19 protein-coding genes are annotated in these 19,255 nt (G+C 50.5%); 2 read left to right on the top strand and 17 right to left on the bottom strand.

Features of this window, described 5'->3' with window-relative positions; all coding sequences use genetic code 11:
- The first annotated feature begins 414 nt into the window (after window positions 1-414).
- Window positions 415-780 (top strand): PH domain-containing protein, encoded by a 366-nt coding sequence (locus tag HMPREF2626_RS03720; protein WP_070617624.1) that lies wholly within the window; start codon window positions 415-417, stop codon window positions 778-780.
- Between the two features lie 152 nt (window positions 781-932).
- Here the strand turns inward: HMPREF2626_RS03720 and dhaM are convergent, their stop codons facing one another.
- The 6 genes from dhaM to HMPREF2626_RS03690 all read right to left on the bottom strand — a co-directional run bounded on the left by dhaM (window position 933) and on the right by HMPREF2626_RS03690 (window position 5,665).
- Window positions 933-1,301 (bottom strand): dihydroxyacetone kinase phosphoryl donor subunit DhaM, encoded by a 369-nt coding sequence (gene dhaM, locus HMPREF2626_RS03715; RefSeq protein WP_070617621.1) that lies wholly within the window; start codon window positions 1,299-1,301, stop codon window positions 933-935.
- A complete protein-coding gene (gene dhaL / locus HMPREF2626_RS03710; RefSeq protein WP_070617618.1) occupies window positions 1,294-1,887 on the bottom strand; it encodes a dihydroxyacetone kinase subunit DhaL in 594 nt (197 codons plus the stop codon). Before dhaL ends, dhaM begins: the two co-directional genes overlap by 8 nt.
- Window positions 1,888-1,891: 4 nt before the next feature.
- Window positions 1,892-2,872: a dihydroxyacetone kinase subunit DhaK gene (gene dhaK, locus HMPREF2626_RS03705; RefSeq protein WP_070617615.1), complete on the bottom strand. Its 981-nt coding sequence runs from the start codon at window positions 2,870-2,872 to the stop codon at window positions 1,892-1,894.
- Window positions 2,873-3,278: 406 nt separating this feature from the next.
- Window positions 3,279-4,013, bottom strand: a complete 735-nt coding sequence (locus HMPREF2626_RS03700) for a CPBP family intramembrane glutamic endopeptidase (RefSeq protein ID WP_168162700.1) — start codon at window positions 4,011-4,013, stop codon at window positions 3,279-3,281.
- A gap of 474 nt (window positions 4,014-4,487) precedes the next feature.
- A complete protein-coding gene (gene rplS / locus HMPREF2626_RS03695; RefSeq protein ID WP_070617610.1) occupies window positions 4,488-4,838 on the bottom strand; it encodes a 50S ribosomal protein L19 in 351 nt (116 codons plus the stop codon).
- A 119-nt stretch (window positions 4,839-4,957) separates the two neighbouring features.
- The gene (locus HMPREF2626_RS03690; protein WP_070617607.1) at window positions 4,958-5,665 is read right to left on the bottom strand and encodes an HAD family hydrolase; all 708 of its coding nucleotides are present in this window, start codon (window positions 5,663-5,665) and stop codon (window positions 4,958-4,960) included.
- 297 nt (window positions 5,666-5,962) lie between these two features.
- On the opposite strand from HMPREF2626_RS03690, the gene tpiA reads away from it, so the two are divergent.
- Window positions 5,963-6,718, top strand: coding sequence for a triose-phosphate isomerase (gene tpiA, locus HMPREF2626_RS03685; RefSeq protein ID WP_070617604.1), 756 nt, complete (start codon window positions 5,963-5,965; stop codon window positions 6,716-6,718).
- 699 nt (window positions 6,719-7,417) lie between these two features.
- Here tpiA and HMPREF2626_RS03680 read toward each other — a convergent pair.
- From HMPREF2626_RS03680 to rimM, 11 genes are all read right to left on the bottom strand, one after another.
- Window positions 7,418-7,666, bottom strand: coding sequence for a hypothetical protein (locus HMPREF2626_RS03680; protein ID WP_070617602.1), 249 nt, complete (start codon window positions 7,664-7,666; stop codon window positions 7,418-7,420).
- Window positions 7,667-7,697: 31 nt separating this feature from the next.
- On the bottom strand, window positions 7,698-7,856 hold the full coding sequence (locus HMPREF2626_RS10095) for a hypothetical protein (RefSeq protein ID WP_168162699.1): 159 nt from the start codon (window positions 7,854-7,856) through the stop codon (window positions 7,698-7,700).
- Between the two features lie 273 nt (window positions 7,857-8,129).
- Window positions 8,130-8,288: a glycine zipper domain-containing protein gene (locus tag HMPREF2626_RS03675; protein WP_070617598.1), complete on the bottom strand. Its 159-nt coding sequence runs from the start codon at window positions 8,286-8,288 to the stop codon at window positions 8,130-8,132.
- A 312-nt stretch (window positions 8,289-8,600) separates the two neighbouring features.
- Window positions 8,601-8,747 carry a glycine zipper family protein gene (locus HMPREF2626_RS10010; RefSeq protein WP_141744577.1) on the bottom strand — a complete coding sequence of 49 codons (147 nt, stop codon included), beginning with the start codon at window positions 8,745-8,747 and terminating at the stop codon, window positions 8,601-8,603.
- A gap of 492 nt (window positions 8,748-9,239) precedes the next feature.
- Window positions 9,240-9,950, bottom strand: a complete 711-nt coding sequence (locus HMPREF2626_RS03670) for an MIP/aquaporin family protein (RefSeq protein ID WP_070617595.1) — start codon at window positions 9,948-9,950, stop codon at window positions 9,240-9,242.
- Window positions 9,951-9,962: 12 nt separating this feature from the next.
- Window positions 9,963-11,795 carry a type 1 glycerol-3-phosphate oxidase gene (gene glpO / locus HMPREF2626_RS03665; RefSeq protein WP_070617593.1) on the bottom strand — a complete coding sequence of 611 codons (1,833 nt, stop codon included), beginning with the start codon at window positions 11,793-11,795 and terminating at the stop codon, window positions 9,963-9,965.
- 25 nt (window positions 11,796-11,820) lie between these two features.
- On the bottom strand, window positions 11,821-13,320 hold the full coding sequence (gene glpK / locus HMPREF2626_RS03660) for a glycerol kinase GlpK (protein WP_070617590.1): 1,500 nt from the start codon (window positions 13,318-13,320) through the stop codon (window positions 11,821-11,823).
- Window positions 13,321-14,275: 955 nt separating this feature from the next.
- Window positions 14,276-15,700: an AcpB/EbpR/MafR family transcriptional regulator gene (locus tag HMPREF2626_RS03650; protein ID WP_070617584.1), complete on the bottom strand. Its 1,425-nt coding sequence runs from the start codon at window positions 15,698-15,700 to the stop codon at window positions 14,276-14,278.
- A complete protein-coding gene (locus tag HMPREF2626_RS03645; RefSeq protein WP_070617581.1) occupies window positions 15,690-17,033 on the bottom strand; it encodes an NAD(P)/FAD-dependent oxidoreductase in 1,344 nt (447 codons plus the stop codon). The genes HMPREF2626_RS03650 and HMPREF2626_RS03645 overlap by 11 nt, the downstream gene beginning before the upstream one ends.
- Before the next feature lie 154 nt (window positions 17,034-17,187).
- Window positions 17,188-17,934 carry a tRNA (guanosine(37)-N1)-methyltransferase TrmD gene (trmD, locus tag HMPREF2626_RS03640; RefSeq protein ID WP_070617578.1) on the bottom strand — a complete coding sequence of 249 codons (747 nt, stop codon included), beginning with the start codon at window positions 17,932-17,934 and terminating at the stop codon, window positions 17,188-17,190.
- Window positions 17,934-18,458: a ribosome maturation factor RimM gene (gene rimM / locus HMPREF2626_RS03635; protein ID WP_070617574.1), complete on the bottom strand. Its 525-nt coding sequence runs from the start codon at window positions 18,456-18,458 to the stop codon at window positions 17,934-17,936. The genes trmD and rimM overlap by 1 nt, the downstream gene beginning before the upstream one ends.
- Between the last annotated feature and the right edge of the window lie 797 nt (window positions 18,459-19,255).

Below are 19,255 nucleotides of genomic sequence, written 5' to 3'. Positions count from 1 at the left end.
TCACTCCCTTTCTGCCTTTGCGAACCCGACTAGAAAAGGGTGAGAGGGAGCGCGATTAGAAGTGGACCTCTGGAGCAAAGCAACAGAGAAGACTGAAAGTCTTCGACGGCGTTTTGTGAAGAGGAGCCACTTCTGCGCGACCGAACCCGACTAAAAAAGGGTGAGAGGGCTGGCGGTTAGCTTTCGTTCACTGGAGCAAGTCACCAGAGCAGTCTGCAAGACTGCGGCGGAGACTTGTGAAGTGACACGAAAGCTGCCAGACTGAACCCGACTACAGGGTGTGAGCAAGAGCGATTAGAAGTGGAAAAGCTTCTAACTCTGCGCCCCAACTAAACAAACCACTTTAAAGCTAGACCACCCGCCTAGCTTTTTTGCTTGCTTTTTGTTAGACTAAAGGCAAAAAAGGAGGACCCTATGTCCGAAATTAATGAAGTAACGTCCTGGATTTTTGATGAAGAAGTGCCTGTTCCAGATGACGTTCAAAAGATGTTAGTGCCCGGCGAAGAAGCCTTCCGCGCCTTTAAAACCATCCGTGATGTGGCTATCTTTACCAACAAGCGCCTGATCGTCCGCGATAGCCAGGGCCTAACTGGCAAGAAGATTGAAATCTACAGCCTCCCCTACCGCTCCATCACCATGTGGTCCACGGAGAACGCAGGCCGCCTCGACCTGACCTCTGAAATCGAACTCTGGACTCGGGCTGGCCATATCAAGATCAGCCTCGGCCGTAAGGTAGACGTCCGCGAATTCGACGACCTCCTGGCCCGTATTTGTCTATAATGAAATAACAAAAGTGTCGCCTCCCTCGACAAAAAGAGAAGGCGACACTTTTTTATTTTCATTAGCTACTAATGATTATAATATCGGCTTGGCACTGTTTTTATGGGCAGGAGTGAAGCGTTGAAATCGGAACGGATGCTCGCTAGCGCCATCTATTTCACCACTAAATCCTTCAGCTGTTTTTCCATTTCTTCCTGGTCCAAACCAGCCTGGGTCAGGGCAGCGGCGTTGTAGGCCCCTTCGACGAAGGCGGTGTCATAGATGGTGATTTTTTTGTCGGACATTTCCTGGACCATTTCCAGGTTCATCTTGGCAGAACCCAGGTCATAGAAGGCGTAGATCTGGTCGGCCTCAGCCTGGTCGATGGCGGTCTGGATCCGTTCGAAGGAGGTCCCAATCCCACCATCTTCGAGGCCTGCTGCCTGGATGATTTCCACATCCTGGGCCACTTCCCCTAAGAGAGCCGCCACGCCTTGGGCCAGGTCCGCCACATGGGAGACTAAGAGAATCGCGCTAGTCATTGAGAACACCTGCTTCCACGAGGGCCTTGAGCCAGTAAGATGTAGACATGGCTCCGGGATCGATGTGGCCAACTGACCGTTCGCCCACATAGGAAGCCCGACCTTTGCGAGCCTGCATGTCCTCTGTCGCTTGAACCCATCCGTCAATTTGTTCGGCAGTCAAGCTGCCTTCCTTCAGGGCCTCAGCAGCAGGCAGCCAGACGTCTAGCATGGTCTTATCTCCTGCCTGGGCATGGCCGCGCTTGGCGATCCCATCTGCTGCTGCCTGGATAGCGGCTCCCCAGTCGCCCGCTTGCCCCTGCAAGGCCTTGGCAATCTCCAAGAAGGCCGTCCCGTAGAGCGGACCCGAGGCCCCGCCAACCTTGGACATCATGGCCATGGCTGCTGCCTTTAAGAGGTCCACCACTGAGGCGTCCTCCGCTTGGTCGTCCAGCTTCTCCTGGAGAGCATCCATGCCCCGCTTCATGTTACCACCATGGTCACCGTCCCCGATCGGCGTATCCAATTCGGACAGGTATTCTCTATTTTCCGTAACTTTTTGGCTAAAAAGGCTTAAAGCCTCGCGCACTGCTTGTTCTTGACTCATCAGTCTACCATCCTTCCACATCAACATCGGCTTGGAGTAAGTCCAGCCAGTCGTCTTCTAATTTTAAGAAAGTTAAGGAAATCCCTGCCATATCAATCGAGGTCATCAGGTTGCCGACCTTGGTAAAGGCAATGTCCAGGTCCTCAACTTCTAGAAGTTCCATCACATCATTTAAGAAAATGTACTGCTCCATCAGCGGCGTTGCCCCCATGCCGTTGACGAGGATGGCATAGCGGTCGCCGGCCTGCCAGTTGTTATAGGCCTTCAACTTCTCCAACATTTCTTGGGCCATAGCCCGGGAAGGCTGGAGTTTTTCGCGTTTGTAGCCCGGTTCACCGTGGATGCCGACCCCGAACTCGATCTCATCATCCGCCAGGTTGAAGCCCTGCTTGCCGGACTCTGGAACTGTCGCGCCAGACAAGGCCAGGCCAATGGAGGATAGATTAGCGACGACCCTCTGCCCCAATGCCTCTAGGTCTGCCAGGCTACCGCCTGATCGGGCAGCGGCCCCGAGAATCTTATGAACGAAGACAGTGCCAGCCACTCCGCGCTTGCCCTGGGTGAAGTCGGAATCTTCCACCGCAATATCGTCATCCACGACCACCTTGGCGACCGGAATATCATCCATCTCTGCCATCTCCATGGCCATTTCGAAGTTCATGATGTCCCCGGAATAATTCTTGATCACCAGCATGACCCCCTGGCCCTGGTTGGCTTCCTGGATGGCCCGGTAGACCTGGTCGGAGGTCGGTGAAGTAAAGACCTGGCCGCAGACTGCCCCTGCCAACATCCCATCTCCAATAAAGCCAGCGTGACTGGGCTCATGGCCACTGCCTCCACCGCTGATCACCGAAACTTGATCTGGCAAGTCCTTGGCTATCAGGATCCCTGTATCCTCAATCCGCTCGATCTTGGGATTGGCCAGAACCATGCCCGAGAGCATCTCATCGACCACATCAGACGCCTGGTTGATAATCTTTTTCATGATTGATCTTTCCTTCCTTTCATTCGATGCGCACATTCTTTTCTCCTATAATTTAACATAAAAGCGGTTTCTTTTCTATTCTTTAATACTCTAATAGTTGAGCATACGTTGCGCTATCGAATTTGGGCCTTGAAAAGCCATGGCATCGGCTCGAGCCAAGGTCTCTCACCTAGCAAGAATCAAACGGCTCGTACGGCTAAAGCCTACGAGCCATAATTCTCTTTGCTTACTTGTTCATGGCTAAGGCCCAACTTCAACGCTCCACTCCTGCTCAATAATAAATTGCTAAATAAAAAATACTTGTGTCATTAAAAACTATAAACTAAAAGCGGAACGGATGCTCACTAGTACAATTTGATAAAGAAAGCAAAAAACTCCCAGCCTAGAAGACTGGGAGATGTGCTGGTTAACTAAAAATATGGAAGAGATAGGAGCCTAAGAGAATGATCGCTGCGAAGCCGTTGTTCATCATATGGAGCAGGATGGCGTCCTTGATGTTGTTCCGCCGGCGGTAGGCTAGGTAGAGGGCAATCCCCATGATGATATACATCAAAGCCTCAATCATATTACTGGACAAGTGGTTGAGGCCGAAGATCAATGAACTCAAGACCAGGGGCCACCAGAAGCTTTCAGCCTTGAAGAAAAGATGCTGGAAAATACCCCGGAAGACCAATTCTTCGAGAAACGGCACCGCAAAGCCCATCATGAGAAAGAAAGCAATATTGGAAATAGGCGATACTAAGTTAGGGTCGCCGGAGAAGAGCATCTGGTCATTGGCCGATACCCCCGTCTCATAGACAGCTTGGTTGGCCATGGTCAATACCACCACCGCCACGCGGACCCCAATATAGTAGAGGAAGACAATTCCAATATCCTTCCATCCCAAGCGGTCGAAGTTGTCCTTGCCCTGGGCACGCTTGTAATAAAAGTTATAAAGAAAACGGTAAGTCACATAAGCAAAAACTAGAACTAAGAGGGTCAGCCCAGCTACTATTGGCCAGGAAAAACGATGGGAATTACCATTGACCACAAGCATCAAGCCCATAGGTAGGGTTCCCAAAATCATCAAGCCAATCCATTTCAAAATATCCAAGAAGCGCTGCCCCCAGCCTTTCTCTTCCGTCGTATATTCTTCAGTCATCATCACGACCTCCTTTAACTTCATTTTAACACAGGCAAAAAGCCCAACTCAATCAAAAAGGGAAAGCGGTTTAACCAGCGGGCCCTTTCCTCTCACAAGACTCACGCATGAAGCAGGCATCAGACTACTTTTTTGTAGAAAAATCAATTTGCTTTTTCTCTTAGCTAGAAAATCAAAAACTTTTACTCTTTTAGCTTAATAATTAACAATTTACTCATGAGCAAGAGTGAAGCGTTGAATGTGATCGTTAGCCATGAACAAGCAAGCGAAGCGAATTACGGAGCGTAGGCTTTAGCCGTACGGTCCGTTTAAGTCTCGCTAGGCGAGAGACCTTGGCTCGAGCCGGTGCCATGGCTCTTTAACAATCAAATTCAAAAGCGGAACGGATGCTCATCATTACAATTTGTATACCTATTACCATCCACCAAAAAGAAAAAGCAGCAAGCCAAGCCTGCTGCTTCAATATCTATCGAACTATTTACGACGGCGTTCAGCAATCCGAGCTGCCTTACCGTGACGATCACGTAAGTAGTATAATTTCGCACGACGAACTTTACCTTGACGGATCACTTCGATTTGGTCAACACGTGGGGTATGAACTGGGAAAGTCCGTTCCACACCAACACCACTAGAAATCTTACGAACAGTGTAAGTTTCGCTGATGCCTTGACCGCGGCGTTTGATAACAACACCTTCGAAAAGCTGGATACGTTCACGGTCACCTTCGACAACCTTAGCGTGGACACGAACGGTGTCACCAGGACGGAAGTCTGGGATGTCAGAACGTAATTGTTCGTTTGTGATAGCTTCAATTAATTTACTCATGTTTTTTCTCCTTCCAACAAACACTCATAGCAGGCAGACCTACCAGCGGAATATCGTTTGATACGTGATAATTACTCACAAGTACATAGTCTAACAAATTCGAGTAGATTTGTAAAGGATTATTTGAGATTTTTTTGGACCCAAGTAAGAACTTCAGGGAAGTCCATGCAGACCTGGTCCACATAATCATCAACGCCTTCAAATTCGCGGTCCCGGTGGTTGAGCCAGACAGTATGGAAACCAGCTTCCTTGGCCGCCACCATATCGTGCTTGAAGTTATCGCCGAAGTAGACGCTCTCTTCAGGTCGGATGCCCATCCGCTGGCAGACCAAGTCAAAGATTTCGCGTTCAGGTTTGGCTACACCCACCTCTTCGGAAACTAAGATATAGTCTTCTGGAATCCAGTCCGTCAAGCCCATGGTTTCTACCTTGGCCCACTGCTTGGCGGTTTCCCCATTGGTAATCACGCCCATGGCCTGGTCTGCTGCCTTCAAGAGATCGAGGACTTGGCGCATGTCGTTTTGGAGGTCCAGATCCTTTTGGTAGCGCTGGTAGGCTTCCTGGAAAGCCCAGCCTTCTTCACTGGAAATGTCAATCCCATCATCAGCCAGGGGCGACTGGATGCGCTTGATCTGCATCTGCTTGATGCCCTCGGGGTCGAAGGCAAGACCCGGGAATTCCGTATCCGAAATATAACGGCTCTTCTTATACCAAATCGCCGCCCGGTCCTGGTCCAAGTCGGGGAAGACCTCCGTCAAAGCCCGACGGAAGGGATCCATCTGGTCGTAGAGGGTGTCATCAATATCAAAAATAAAATTCTTCAGCATAAGCTCTCCTTCTCAGTCGCTTGTCACGTCACACATCCCCTCCATTCTAACACATTTTGGGCCCTTCTCTGACGAATGAGAAAATTCTTAGCTGCTTCGTCAGAAATTTCGTTGGAACTGACTTTTATGTTGCTTATTAGTTGGGTTCAGGCTAGCAGAAATAGGTCTCTTGCTCCAGAGGTCTATTTCTCCCGCTAGCTTTCGCCCCCTTTGAGATTTTCTTCACTTTACAATAGTGTTTTCATGACAAAAATGGTAGAATACAGGTGTACTTAATTTCTGAAGGGAGATTTTAAATTGGTTAAGACAATTATTGCCGGAAACTGGAAATTAAATAAGACTGCTGGTGAAGCGAAGAGCTTCATCGATGACTTGAAAGCCCAAGTGGACGCTAATGTGGACGCTGATGTGGTTGTTATCCCACCTGCCCTCTTCGTGGCTGACGCTGTGGAACGCACTCAAGATTCTGCCCTTAAAGTGGGGGCCCAAAACTGCTACTCTGAAGATAGTGGAGCCTTCACAGGCGAAACCAGCCCTGCTGCCTTGAGCGACCTCGGTGTAGACTACGTCGTTCTTGGCCACTCTGAACGCCGCGAAATCTTCAAGGAAACCGACGAAGACATCAACGCTAAGGTGAAAGCTGCCTTAGACAACAAGTTGACCCCTATCCTCTGCGTGGGTGAAAGCTTGGAACAACGTGAAGCTGATGAATATATTGCCTTCATCACTGAACAATTAAAGGCTGCCCTCAAAGGTTTAGACGCTAATGACATCTCACAAGTTGTCTTCGCCTACGAACCAATCTGGGCTATCGGAACTGGTAAGACCGCTTCTGCCCAAGACGCAGAAGAAGTTTGTGCCGAAATCCGTCAAGTCATTGCGGAATTGACTTCAGAAGATGTCGCTAAAGAAGCTAGCATCCTCTACGGCGGTTCTGTTAAAGCAGCTAACGCTAAAGAAATCCTATCCCAAGACAACATCAACGGTGTCCTCGTTGGTGGCGCAAGTCTAGAAGTAGATAGCTTCACTGGGATTATTGATGGCGTTAAATAAATCGTTTTAGATTTTAAATAATATAAAGCCCTCAAAAGTCTGCTAGTGGCCAGATTTTGGGGGCTTTGTTTGGGTTATTGATGCTCAGCGTGAGCATGCGTTGCGCTTATGAATTTGGCCCTTAAAGAGCCGTGGCACCGGTTCGGGCCAAAGTCCCTCACCTAGCGAGCTTCAAACGCCTAGTAACGGCTTACGCCGACTAGCCGTAATTCACATCGCTTGCTTGGTCACGGCTAAGGGCCAACTTCAACGCTCCACTCCTGCTCAAAAATAACTAGCATAGATTTTTTTCTAATTACCCATTACAAAAGGCAAGCTTCCTTTTTAAATAATAGTAGGGATAGCTATAGTGCTTTTAACTCTGATAGTTGAATTTAAGAGGAGCAGGAAGGTTTATATTATTTATATTTTAGTCAATAAGTGCCGTTTTCAATTCTTATCGATTGAAAGCGCTTATGTTTTCTTGTTAGAATGGAGATACAGTAGGCAGTCAGTCTTTAGGAAAGGAGCTGGCGAGTGATGAAGGACAACAAGACCATGCGCAATATTCTAATTTTTGTGGGCGGCTTAGTCGTCGGTATTCTGTTAAGCACACTCTTTAACGTCATGGCCCCCTTCTAACCTATCATAAGCAATCCGGCCTCCTAACGGCATACGTTGGGAGGCCTGTTTTTATTTGGGTTATTGTCGAGAGACTCACTAGTCACATTCTCTCAAGATAAAGAAGTAAAAAGTTAGGGCAATAATCACTGCTGGAAGGATAGCGATTAAATTGTAAGCTAAAAACTTCTGCAGGACAAAAACAAGAATATGACTGGCCGACGTGTCGAGCACATACTGGAACTTCCCGCCCACCCCATCCACAATAATAGTAATCGCAAAAATAAGGAAATAGGCATAAAAGCCGTACTTCGCGCTCAACCGGCGCTTTCTTAACTGGTCATTCATTACAGGCCTCCTTTATTTAATCATCACTAACTTAATCTTCCTTCTTACCATCATCCTTCAAGCCCATCCCGATTCCCTTACCGACTACAAGACTCAATCCAATACCAAGAGGCATACTGTCAATCGTCCACCCCAGGAACACGCCAACTATCATCGCTAAACCAAGCCAGAATCCAAAATTATCTTTCATACCTCTCCTCCCTCAATCGATAACCATACTTGAAAGATTGATATTTCTTAGCTTATAAAGTTACTGTAAAGGTTTTAGCTTCTCCTGTCAATCAATATTGGTTTTATTTATTATAAAATAGACATGATATATATATATATATATAAGCAAAGGCTATTATATTTGCTGTCTTGAATTAATAAAAAAGAGTCAGCTCAAGGGCGACTCCATCAATCGATCGTATCCAGCCAGTGCCCTAGACAAGATCACTGACCTTTTTTGTATATTTTAACCCTATTTCTTAGAAGCTTTATTCTTTTCTTTTGCCGCTCCCAAGGAAACGCCAATTGCTAGGCCGACTCCTATGCCAACAGCCATTTTATCTGTCACCAAACCAAAGATCGCCCCAAAAAACAAACCTAAACCAATCCACAAACCCATACTATCCTTCATAATCAGCCACCTCCATGGCAAAAACGATTCTGATTCACCTTACACTCCTACTGTAAACCTTTCCAAACCCTTCGTCAATTATAAATAAAAGCTCAATAACTCGCAGTAAATTAATAAGCACAAGCCACCATAACAACCACAATTTCATTTGCTCAAGTCAGATTTCATATAAACATTTAACGATCAAAGTCAAGATGGAACGCATGCTCACTAGCACAATCTCAAGCCAAATTAAAAAAGTCAGCTTAAAGCTGACCTTTATATCCCATAACATCTAATCGCATTTTGCGCAAGAGAGTACTAAGACTCAGGCTATTCATCCCCTTCAAAAGCAACACCTAAAGAAGCTCCGATGATTAAACCAAAGCCTATTCCAATCCCTAGTCTACCTGTTAATACACCAAAAACTACTCCAAAAATTAATCCTAAACCAATCCACAATTCCAAGTTATCCTTCATTACCACTCCTCCTTGACTTTAAAAGAATCATAAATCCATCTTATAAATTCACTTTAAAGCTTTTCAAGCTGCTCGTCAAATGTAATAAGAAGCAGATAAGAAAGCAAAGTAGATCCCCACCAACACCATTTTTATCCAATACCTATATTACACACATCTTTTGATTTGGCAGCAATTCAATCGTGAGCAGAAGTGGAGCTTGAGTTTGATCGTTAGCCATGAAAAAGAAAGCGAAGCGAATTATGGAGAGTTGGCGCAAGCCTTACTCTCCGTTTGACTCTCGCTAGGCGAGAGACCAAGGCTCGAGCCGGTGCTATGCTTTAGCCGTTGGAGCTTTAGCGACTTACGGATAAAGTACAAGACGGCTTCAGCCGTGTTGATCCTTTAAACATTTAACGATCAAACTCAAAACGGAACGCATGCTCACCAGCACAATCCCAATCCAAGCCAAATTAAAAGAGCCAGCCCCCAAGGCCGACTCTTCCATTCACTCTATGCATTAATCAAAACATCCAGTCCTGCTGCCAATAAGCCCCCTAACATGGGGCCAAGAATCGGCACCCAGGCATAGGACCACTGGCTAGACCCCTTATGAGGGATGGGCAGGAAGCTGTGGGCCAGGCGGGGGCCAAAGTCCCGGGCCGGGTTGATGGCGTAGCCAGTCGGCCCACCCAGGGAGATCCCGATGCTCACAATCAAGGCAGAGACTACAGCGGTACCTATCCCTGGCGCCATCTCAGTGTAGGCGAAGGCCAGAATCCCGTAGGCCAGGATGAAGGTCCCGATCACTTCCGCAATCACATTATCCAGGGGGGAATCAATAGCCGGTGCCGTGGCGAAGGTACCCAGGATAGTGTCTGGGTCTTCAGTCTGGGCATAGTGGGGCCGGTAGAGGAGCCAGACGCCGACCGCGCCTAAAACAGCTCCCAGGACCTGGGCGATGGTATAGGCCAGGAAGGTCCCCCAACTGATGGCCCCTCTCAGGGCAAAGGCCAAGCTAACGGCTGGGTTGAGATGGGCTGGTCCCATGTGACCGGTGGCATAGGCGGCAATGGCGACGGCCAGGCCCCAGCCGATGGTGATGGTCAGCCAACCCGCGTCCTTGCCCTTGGTCCGGTCTAGGCTGACATTGGCCACCACCCCGTCCCCTAGGAGGACCAGGAAGGCCGTGCCGAGAAATTCTCCGAGTACATCTGTGGGCATGGTGGTCCCTCCTTACTTGGCCTTAAGCTGGGCCAGGTCGTTTTCTTCAATGGTGGCTTGTAATTGGTCCAGCTGAGCTTGTTTTTCTTCTGCTGTCCAATCATAGGCTGCTGCCATGATGTCTAAGACCGGTGCAATCATATGGTCCACCTCATCCCGCTTGAAAAGCAGGTAGTTGGTCCGGCGCAGGAAGTAGTCCACTGGGGTCAGGGTCATCTCATAAGCCATGGCATAGGCCAGCATGATATTCTCCTTGAGGGTCAGGCGGTCATCCTTGTCGATTTGATCGACCAATTGGAAGACTTGGGGAGCGTTGGACCCGTAGAGGGCAGCAATTTCATAAGCTTCTTCATTGGTCAAGCCGCGGCTGACGCCGATTTGGGCATAGGCTTCGAATTCGCGCTCGATATTGTCGGGGTTGATTTCCCCGCCTGAGACTGGATAGGTTCTGGAATTGATGGCCCGGAAGTGGCGGTCGAACTTGTCAGCCAGGATGCCGATAATCTTCTCCAGAGCACCGGCTGCCATCTTGCGGTAGTCCGTGATCTTCCCGCCAGCCAAAGTAATCAGGCCATTGTCATCAATGGAGAGGTCAGAACCCCGGGAGACTTCGGAAGGTTTCAATTGTTGTTCGGACAGGCTGCCTTCTAGGTTAGCCACGACGCCTTCGACTTGTTCGCGGGTCTGTTCCTCCTTGAGATAGGCTTGGACCGAATGAATCAATTGGTCGAAGCTGTCGTCGGTCAGCTTGCCGCTATCGCCCCCGTTGTAGTCGGAAGACGAGTTGCCAGCGAGAAGTGGCCGGAGCCCTGCCCAGGAGGATTCCACATTCTCTAGGCTAATGTCCGCATCTGGGAAGCGGCCGTTGACAGCTGCCAGGAGATAGTCCACGTCTTCTTGGGTGACTTGGGGGTGCTTGAGGTCGCCTTGGTAGTCGGTGTCGGTCGTCCCGAAGTAGGTCTTATTCTCTCTTGGAATGACAAAGATCATCCGGCCGTCATTGTGGCCGCTGTCGAAGTAGACGGGATGGTTGACCTTGAGCTTGGCGGAATCGATAACCAGGTGGACGCCCTTGGTAGGCCGCATTTGGTGGATGGCTTCTTGGTCCGACCGGTCTAAGTTCCGGGTCTTATCGGACCATGGCCCTGTCGTATTGATGACCACCCGTGCCTTGATCTCGAATTCTTGGTCGGTCAAACGATCCAAGGCGCGGACACCAGTAATTTCGCCGGCTTCATTATAAGTATAACCCACTGCTTGGACCCGGCTGGCGACTAGGGCACCGTCGTCTTGGGCCCGCTTAATGTTTTCGATCACGAGACGGATGTCGCTGTTGTTGAAGTCGAGGTAGCGGCCCCCACCCAGTAAGCCTTCTGCTTTAAGGGCAGGTTCTTCAGCCAGGACTTCTTCCTTGGAGAGGACCTTGTTGGCATAAGGCGAGGTCTGGATACCTGCCAGGAGGTCGTAGAGGTCCATGGCGACTTTGAGCCGGAAGAGGTTGAAGGTTGCCCCTTCTTCATCATAGACTGGCAAAATCATGGGGTCGGGCTTAGGAATGTGGGGAGCGATCTGTTGGACCACGGCCCTTTCCTTGACCGTATCGGATACGACTTCCACGTCGAAGTGTTTGAGGTAGCGGATCCCCCCGTGGACGAGCTTGGTCGACCGGCTGGAGGTTCCTTCGGCGAAGTCCTGCATCTCAATCAGACCGGTTTCTAGGCCTGACGCGGCCGCTTGGAGGGCGACACCGGCCCCGGTAATCCCCCCACCGATCACGAGCAAGTCAAGTTCCCGGTCCTGCATCTTCTGAATGGCTTGTTGACGACTTTGGTATGAAAATTTCATGGTTTATCCTCCTCTAAAGATTATCCTACGCTTCATCACTTGTATCGGCAAAGACCTGGGTTGCTTTTACAGCCCGGGTCCAGCCCTTGTAGAGTTGTTCCTTGCGGGCATTGTTCATGGATGGGTTGAAGGCTTGGTCGACCGCGTTGAGGGTCTTCAATTCTTCCAAGTCGTCCCAGTAGCCCACTGCCAGGAAGGCCGCACCCAGGGCCGTAGTTTCCAGGTTCTGGGCCCGGGCAATCTCAATCCCTAAGATATCGGCCTGGAACTGCATGAGGTAGTTGTTCATGGCCGCCCCACCGTCAACCTTGAGGACATTGATGGGCATGCCCGTGTCCTTCTCCATGGTGTCAATGATGTCCCGGGTCTGGTAGGCCAGGGACTGGAGGGTCGCCTTGACAAAGTCCTCCCGGCTAGTTCCCCGGGTCAGGCCGAAGACTGAGCCCCGGGCATCGGAATTCCAGTAAGGGGCGCCCAGGCCGGTAAAGGCAGGGACGACATAGACCTCATCCTCACTGGTGGAGGCTTGGGCCAGGTCCTCGGATTCAGGCGAGGACTGGATCAGCCGCATGCCGTCCCGCAGCCACTGGATGGCAGACCCTGCCACGAAGATGGACCCCTCTAAGGCATAGTGGATCTTGCCATCGATCCCATAAGCTATGGTCGTGATCAGGCGGTTGTCCGAGAGCTGGAAGTCTTCACCGGTATTCATAATAATGAAGGCCCCGGTCCCGTATGTGTTCTTGACCATGCCTGGTTCAAAGGCGAGCTGGCCGAAGAGGGCTGCCTGCTGGTCCCCCGCCATTCCAGCGATAGGAACTTCCGCCCCGTAGAAGTGGAAGGGAATGGTGTGGCCGTAGACCTCGGAATTGGACTTGACTTCCGGCAGCATGCAGCGCGGGATATTGAGCAAGTCGAGAATTTCTTGGTCCCAGTCGAGTTCTTTCAGGTTAAAGAGCATGGTCCGGGCAGCGTTGGAGTAGTCCGTCACGTGGCACTTGCCATCGGTCAGCTTCCAGACGATCCAGGAATCAATGGTCCCGAAGAGGAGGTCGCCCTTCTCCGCGCGTTCCTGGGCCCCGTCCACATGGTCTAAAATCCAGCGAATCTTGGTCGCTGAGAAGTAGGCGTCGATCACCAGGCCAGTCTTCTGGCGGATCATCTCCGTATGGCCGGCTGCCTTGAGCTGGTTGGCAATGGCTGCGGTCTGCCGGGACTGCCAGACAATGGCATTGTAGATAGGAAGCCCCGTCTCCTTGTCCCAGATGACGGTCGTTTCCCGCTGGTTGGTGATCCCAATCCCCTCAATTTGTTCGGGCTTGAGTCCGGACTCGATAAAGGCTCCGGCAATCACAGACTGGACGGAATTCCAGATCTGGTTGGCATTGTGCTCTACCCAGCCAGCATGGGGGAAGATTTGTTCGAATTCTTTTTGGTAGGAGCCCACATTCTCACCCTGGTGGTTGTAGATAATTGCCCGGGTGGACGTGGTGCCCTGGTCAATGGCCATAATATATTTTTCCATCTTAACCTCCTATTGTTCAAATAGAATTGGACTTGATTTCTAAGTTCTGTCTATATTATAACGTTAGCGCTTACATAGATGGTCTTAACTTTTTTAGGATTTTGAAAAAAGCTGATAGTTCCTATGGAGTTGCTTTATTAATCCTGCTGGTGAGCATGCGTTCCGCCTTGAAAGTGATCGTTAAAGAGCCGTGGCACCGGTTCGGGCCAAGGTCCCTCCCCTAGCATTCTTCAAACGGCTAGTAAGGCTATCGCCAACTAGCCGTAATTCATAATGCTTGCTTTTTCACGGCTAACGACCCCTTTCAAGCTCCACTCCTGCTCACAAATAGATGGCAAAATATAATCTTTGCTTGTTAAAAAATAGAGATAAATTTTTAAAAATTAGACGATGAAAATTTGAGGTGTACTTGGGCTTCAGAGACTGGGATTAATCCTTTTCGCATAGTCTTAGTCTAATGGGTTGAGAATATAATTCTTGTGGTCTTTTTTCATTTTTGTTAGGGTGAGGATGTAGCTAAGCCCAGAGATTAATTGCTTTGAGGAATGATTTGTTTATGGAAAAATACAAAAAAATTTCATTTTGGTTAATTGTCAGTATTTTTACAATCGATCATTTTATTCGATTATTTATTAACCCGAACTGGGGACAAGCGATTCGAGATGTCACAAGTTCCTTCCCCCTAGTCTTAAAAATTATAATTAGCCTATTATTTATTATCTTACTTGTTTGGCTATTTCCTTACAAGAAACATGACTAGCAAAGGAGTGATTACTCTTGAAAGATACCCTACAGATGATAGCGATTCTTGTCTTAATTATCTCTAATTACTTGACGATTAAACGCTGCCACGAATTACAAAGGAAGCTTGATGCTAAGAATAAGCTAAAAGGATGAGGTCCAAATTTGGGCATCATCCTTTTTCTTTTCTTATTTTCCTAGCCAAACGCACCTCTTAAGGTGCAACTTTTTGCTGGAAGACCTGTTTGAGGGATTTGAGGTCGTAGGGGGTTAAGGGCTGGTCGAGGTAATAGCTGGTTTGGGGATTGTCGTCGGCTTGGCGATAGTCGCTGATGAGGAAGTCGTAGGCCATGCCTTCCTGGTAGGGGTCCAGGCTGAGCCGGCGGTGGATTTCGAGCTGCTGGCGCAATTCTAGCATGGTCTTTCGATCCAGGTTGGTCAAGGGATCCAGGCGGACAGCGACTTGGTAGACGGCTTCTTCTCTCAGATCGAGCGTCTCCAGGGTCTGGCCCCACTTCCACTGGACCCAGGTCAGCAGGTCGCCGCGGTCATCTAGGCTGATGGGCAAGGTCTTGGGTACAACTTGGGCTAGGAGGTCCCGGGCAGCCTGGGCATAAGAACTGTCCGCATCAGGCAGAGGCCCTTGGAGGAGGAAACCTTGGAAGTAGCTGAGGGCCGAATAGGACTGGCCGGCTTCATAGACGATCCGGGCCTTTTCTCGCTTGTCCAGGGCTTGGTCCTGGTTGAGCAGGCGGACGGTCTGGCTGGTGGCTGACATGATGGGGCCGCCGTAGCCCAGGAATTGTTCGTTGACGCTGGGTGAGAGGAGGTAGTGGGAGCTGAGGAAGAGGACATGGCTGACCAGGTCGCCCTCTTGGAAGTCGCGGGCCAGCTGGGACTGGTAGCGGAGAAGGTGCTGGCGGGCCCGCTGGTAGAAGGGACGGTCCTGGAGGTCGGCACTGATTCGGTAGAGACTTTCATAATCGCGGTCATTGAAGCGAGCCAGGCGCTGGGTCACATAGAGCCAGAGGGCCAGCCGGTCTTCCCCGCGCGGCGTGAAGGTGCCCTTGTTAATCTTCTCAAAATAAGGCAGGTAGGCTTTGAGACCGTATTGCTTAATGAGCCCGTCCTTAGTTGCTGGCGGCAGGCTGCTTGTATAGAGCTGGTAGTAGAAGTAGAGGACCTGGTGGTGGGGGCCCTTGAGCCGGCCATTTCTGATCTGCAGGCCGAATTCCTGGAGGTACTGGTTGAGCTGGGCCAGGTTTCGGTTGAGGGTGGCTTCAGAAACGAGGAGCTGGTCGGCCAGTTGGTTAATGGCGAATTCCCCCTTCTCAAATAAGTAGTCTAAGACCTGGTACTTGATGCTGTCCTGGAGAAAATAGGCCAAGATGTCTTCTTGAGAGAGATGCTGGTCCAGCCAGAGATTGACCTGGTCGTCCTGCCAGTCCAAGCGCCAAGCCATGTCCCCTACTTGGCCGGCTTCCTGGATGGCCCGCAGATACTTGTCCAAGGTGGCTTGGGAGAGGTCGACCTGGTCTTTGAGGGTCTTAGTCACCAGGGGGCCAGCTTGCTGGATGAGCTGGTGGACGACTTGGTAGGTCGCAGCCTGGCTGCGCTCCATCAATTGACTAATCTGCATGGTCGCCCTCCTCTCCGTCTAAGCTTCGGCGCCGAGTCCGCCAGTGTTGACCGATGGCCTGGAACCAGTCCGGATCGATCAAGGCCTGGCGCCCCTGGTAGAGATTGGCTTGAAGGCTCAGGAAGTAGTCGGTCAGTCCCGCCTGGAGGGCTGTTGCCATCAAGGCCAGGACCGTTTGACTCGTCGCTTGGTCGGATAGGCAGGCTTGGAGGCCCAAGATTTTGCCCGTGGCTTGTTCACTAATGATCTGGATAGCCAGCCCGTCACTCTCATAGCGGGTCAGGCAATAGGCCAGGTCCTGGTAGTCCGCCTCGGTCTGGCTGATCCCGCCGGTAAAATAAATCTTCTGGTCCAAGGTCAAGGCCTCAGTCCTCTGAGAAACCGGCACTGGATAGCGAGCTGCCTCCAAGTTCAAGGCGGCTAGCCGACCCGTCTGCTTGGCATGGCTGACCAGGGGCAGGTAGGTCTGAGACTTCTCCGGACCCAATGGCAGGCGGACCAGGTCCCCACAGGCAAAGACACCAGGCGCTGAAGTCCGCAGGTAGGCATCCACCCAGATGGTCCCGTCCGGGTTAAGGACAAGCTGATCCTGGACAAGTTCTGTCCGCGGCGCCAAGTTGATAGCAAAGTGGACGGCGTCAGTCTGATAAGTCGCCTGCTGAGTCTGGACCTGGACGCCGCTCGTGTCCGCTTCAAAAGTTTGGTAGGTCGCCTGGCAGTGGACCTGGACGCCCAGCTGGATGAGCTGGTCTTGGAGCCGGTTGCCCAGCCAGGGGTCAAAGAGCTTATAGGCCAGATAGGGGCCAGCCTCGATTAAAGTTACTTGCTTACCCAGCTGGCGGTAGAGGACGGCAGCCTCAATGCCGATAGGACCGCCCCCAACCACTAGAATATGGTCCACTTGCTTAATAATTGTCTGACTCTGTTGGCTGGTCGCATGGTCCTTGGTCCGGATCAAACGCTGGGCCTGATCGGAGCTCAAATCTTTAGGATAGACCTGGCTGCCCATAGCTAAGACCAGGTAGTCGTAAGCCTGCTGGAAGACTTCTCCTCCTTCTTCGTAAGTAATGGTCCGGTCCTCGACCTGGATCGCCTGAACTGGTGCCCGCAAGTGGCAGTCAATCCTCTGTGACTCAAGCTGGTCAAGGCTGACGGTCGTTCCCTGGCTCAAGTCCGCCAAGTGACCCGTCAAGACCTCCCTCAAGCTATTGGGGCTAAAGGCCAGGTCCTCCCCCGCTTCAAAAAGCTTGACCTCCGCTTCGGGATACTCTTCCCGGCAGGCCAAAGCCGCCTCCAGCCCCGCAAAAGAGCCACCAATAATTACAATTTGCATGCTTGTCCCTCCTCTTGTCTGCAACTTGCTTCCTATTATATTAACTCTCTAAATGAAAAGCAAAAAAGAGCTTGTGTTTCTCGCCTTATTAGCCAGCTAGAAAATAAGCCTGATATAAGAAAAACCGGATAGCTTTACCCGGTTCTTAATCACTTTATTCTTCATTTTCTTCCTGGTCTGCCTGCATATCTGCCAACCAGATTTTTTCTTGGTTGGAGAGTTCGTAGTCCTCAAGCAGGTCGGGCCGGCGTTCTAGGGTCCGACGCAGGGATTCTTTTTGCTTCCAGTCGGCGATCTTGGCGTGGTCGCCGCTCAGCAGAACATCGGGCACGGTCATACCATTGAATTCGCGCGGCCGGGTGTATTGGGGGTGCTCCAAGAGCCCGGTGGAGAAAGAATCTTCCACCACCGATTCAGCATTGCCGACAGCATCATCCAGGAGGCGGACAGTGGCGTCGATGACAGCCATGGCGCCCAATTCACCCCCAGTTAGGACAAAGTCGCCCAGGGAGATTTCATCCGTGACATAGTGGCGGATGCGCTCATCATAGCCCTCATAGTGGCCACAGATAAAGATCAAGTGGTCGGCCTGGGCCAAGGATTCGGCTTGGGCCTGGTCGAAGGTCTTCCCAGCTGGATCCAAGAGAATGACCCGTTTGTCGGTGTCGGGATGGCTGGCCTTGATAGCTTCCAGGGCCCGGTAGATGGGACCCACCTGGAGCAGCATGCCGGCCCCGCCGCCAAAGGGATAGTCGTCCACATGACCGTGTTTGTTTTCGGCGTATTGGCGGAAGTCGGTAATCCGAATCGAGACCAGACCTTTTTCCTGGGCCTTGCCGATGATGGACTGAGTCAGGGGCGCAAACATTTCGGGGAATAGGCTTAAGACGTCAATCTGCATTAGTCGATCAGTCCTTCCATGGGGTCAATCAGGACATAGCCCTCGTCCAAGTTGACCTCCTGGACCACGTCTTCGATGTAAGGGAGGAGGATATCCGCCCCCTTGGCAAAGCGTTGGACATGCCAGACGTCATTGGGACCAAGCGCTGTAATCTCCCGGATCCGGCCCAGACGCTCACCCTCTGTCGTGCGAACTTCCAGACCGATAATGTCTTCATAGTAGAAGGCCCCCTCTTCCAGGTCGTCTTCGCGGTCCTCCCCTGCAACCATGAGCTCCATGCCCTTGAAGCGTTCCACATCATTAATCGACGGATAGCCCTTGAAGTGGAGGATGTGGAAGTTCTTGTGGACGTAGTGCTTATCCACTTCCACCTCCTCCACCGCTTGGCCCTTGTCGAAGAGGGTCAACCGGCTCCCTGGCTGGTAGCGCTGGTCTGGAAAATCGGTGGACGAAATCACCCGGACATCGCCACGGATGCCGTGGGTATTGACCAATTTGCCCACCTGATAATAAGTCTCTGTCATCTGCATGACCTCCCTTTAATGGTTTTGATTGTTGGTTTTGCTAAAAATAGACAAGCTTTGTTTAGTCTTAAATAGATAGAGGCTAGGCTTCAGTCTAGACAAATGTGTTTTTTACTAGTAAATGATAGTAAAAAAAGATTTTCTATACCATTTATTTTAAGCAGGAGTGAAGTTTTGAATTTGATCGTTAGCCATGAACAAGCAAGCTTAAGGGTGTGAGGGCTGGCGGTTAGCTTTCGTTCACTGGAGCAAGTCACCAGAGCAGTCTGCAAGACTGCGGCGGAGACTTGTGAAGTGACACGAAAGCTGCCAGACCGAACCCGACTAGATGTGAATTACGGATAGTCGGCGTAAGCCGTTACTAGCCGTTTGAAGCTCGTTAGGCGAGAGACCTTGGCTCGAGCCGATGCCATGCTTTAGCCGTTGGAGCGTTAGCGACTTACGGATAAAGTACAAGACGGCTTCAGCCAGTGTTGATCCTTTAAAAATTTAACGATCAAATTCAAAAGCGTAACGGATGCTTCTTAACATGATCCAAAAGCTTGATACTCTTATTTAAAAAAGCTAGGGCAGTGTCGCCCTAGCTCATTCTAGCATATTTGTGACGTGTTAGTTAGATTTGCACCCTTTAGTCGGGTTCGCAGTTGCAGACTTGAAGTGACTTCACCCAATCGAAACGATCGGCTAAAGCCGCTCTTTTTCGTTTGGGCTCCAGTCATTCAAGTCTGAGCGCAACTGCTCGCACCCTTTAGTTGGGTTCGGTCTGGCAGACTCGGAGTGATTTCACAAGTCTGAAA

The sequence above is a fragment of the Aerococcus sp. HMSC062A02 genome, from assembly GCF_001809535.1.
GTDB lineage: Bacteria > Bacillota > Bacilli > Lactobacillales > Aerococcaceae > Aerococcus.
The sequence above is the reverse complement of the archived record's forward strand: the minus strand, read 5'-3'. Positions and strand labels throughout refer to the sequence as shown.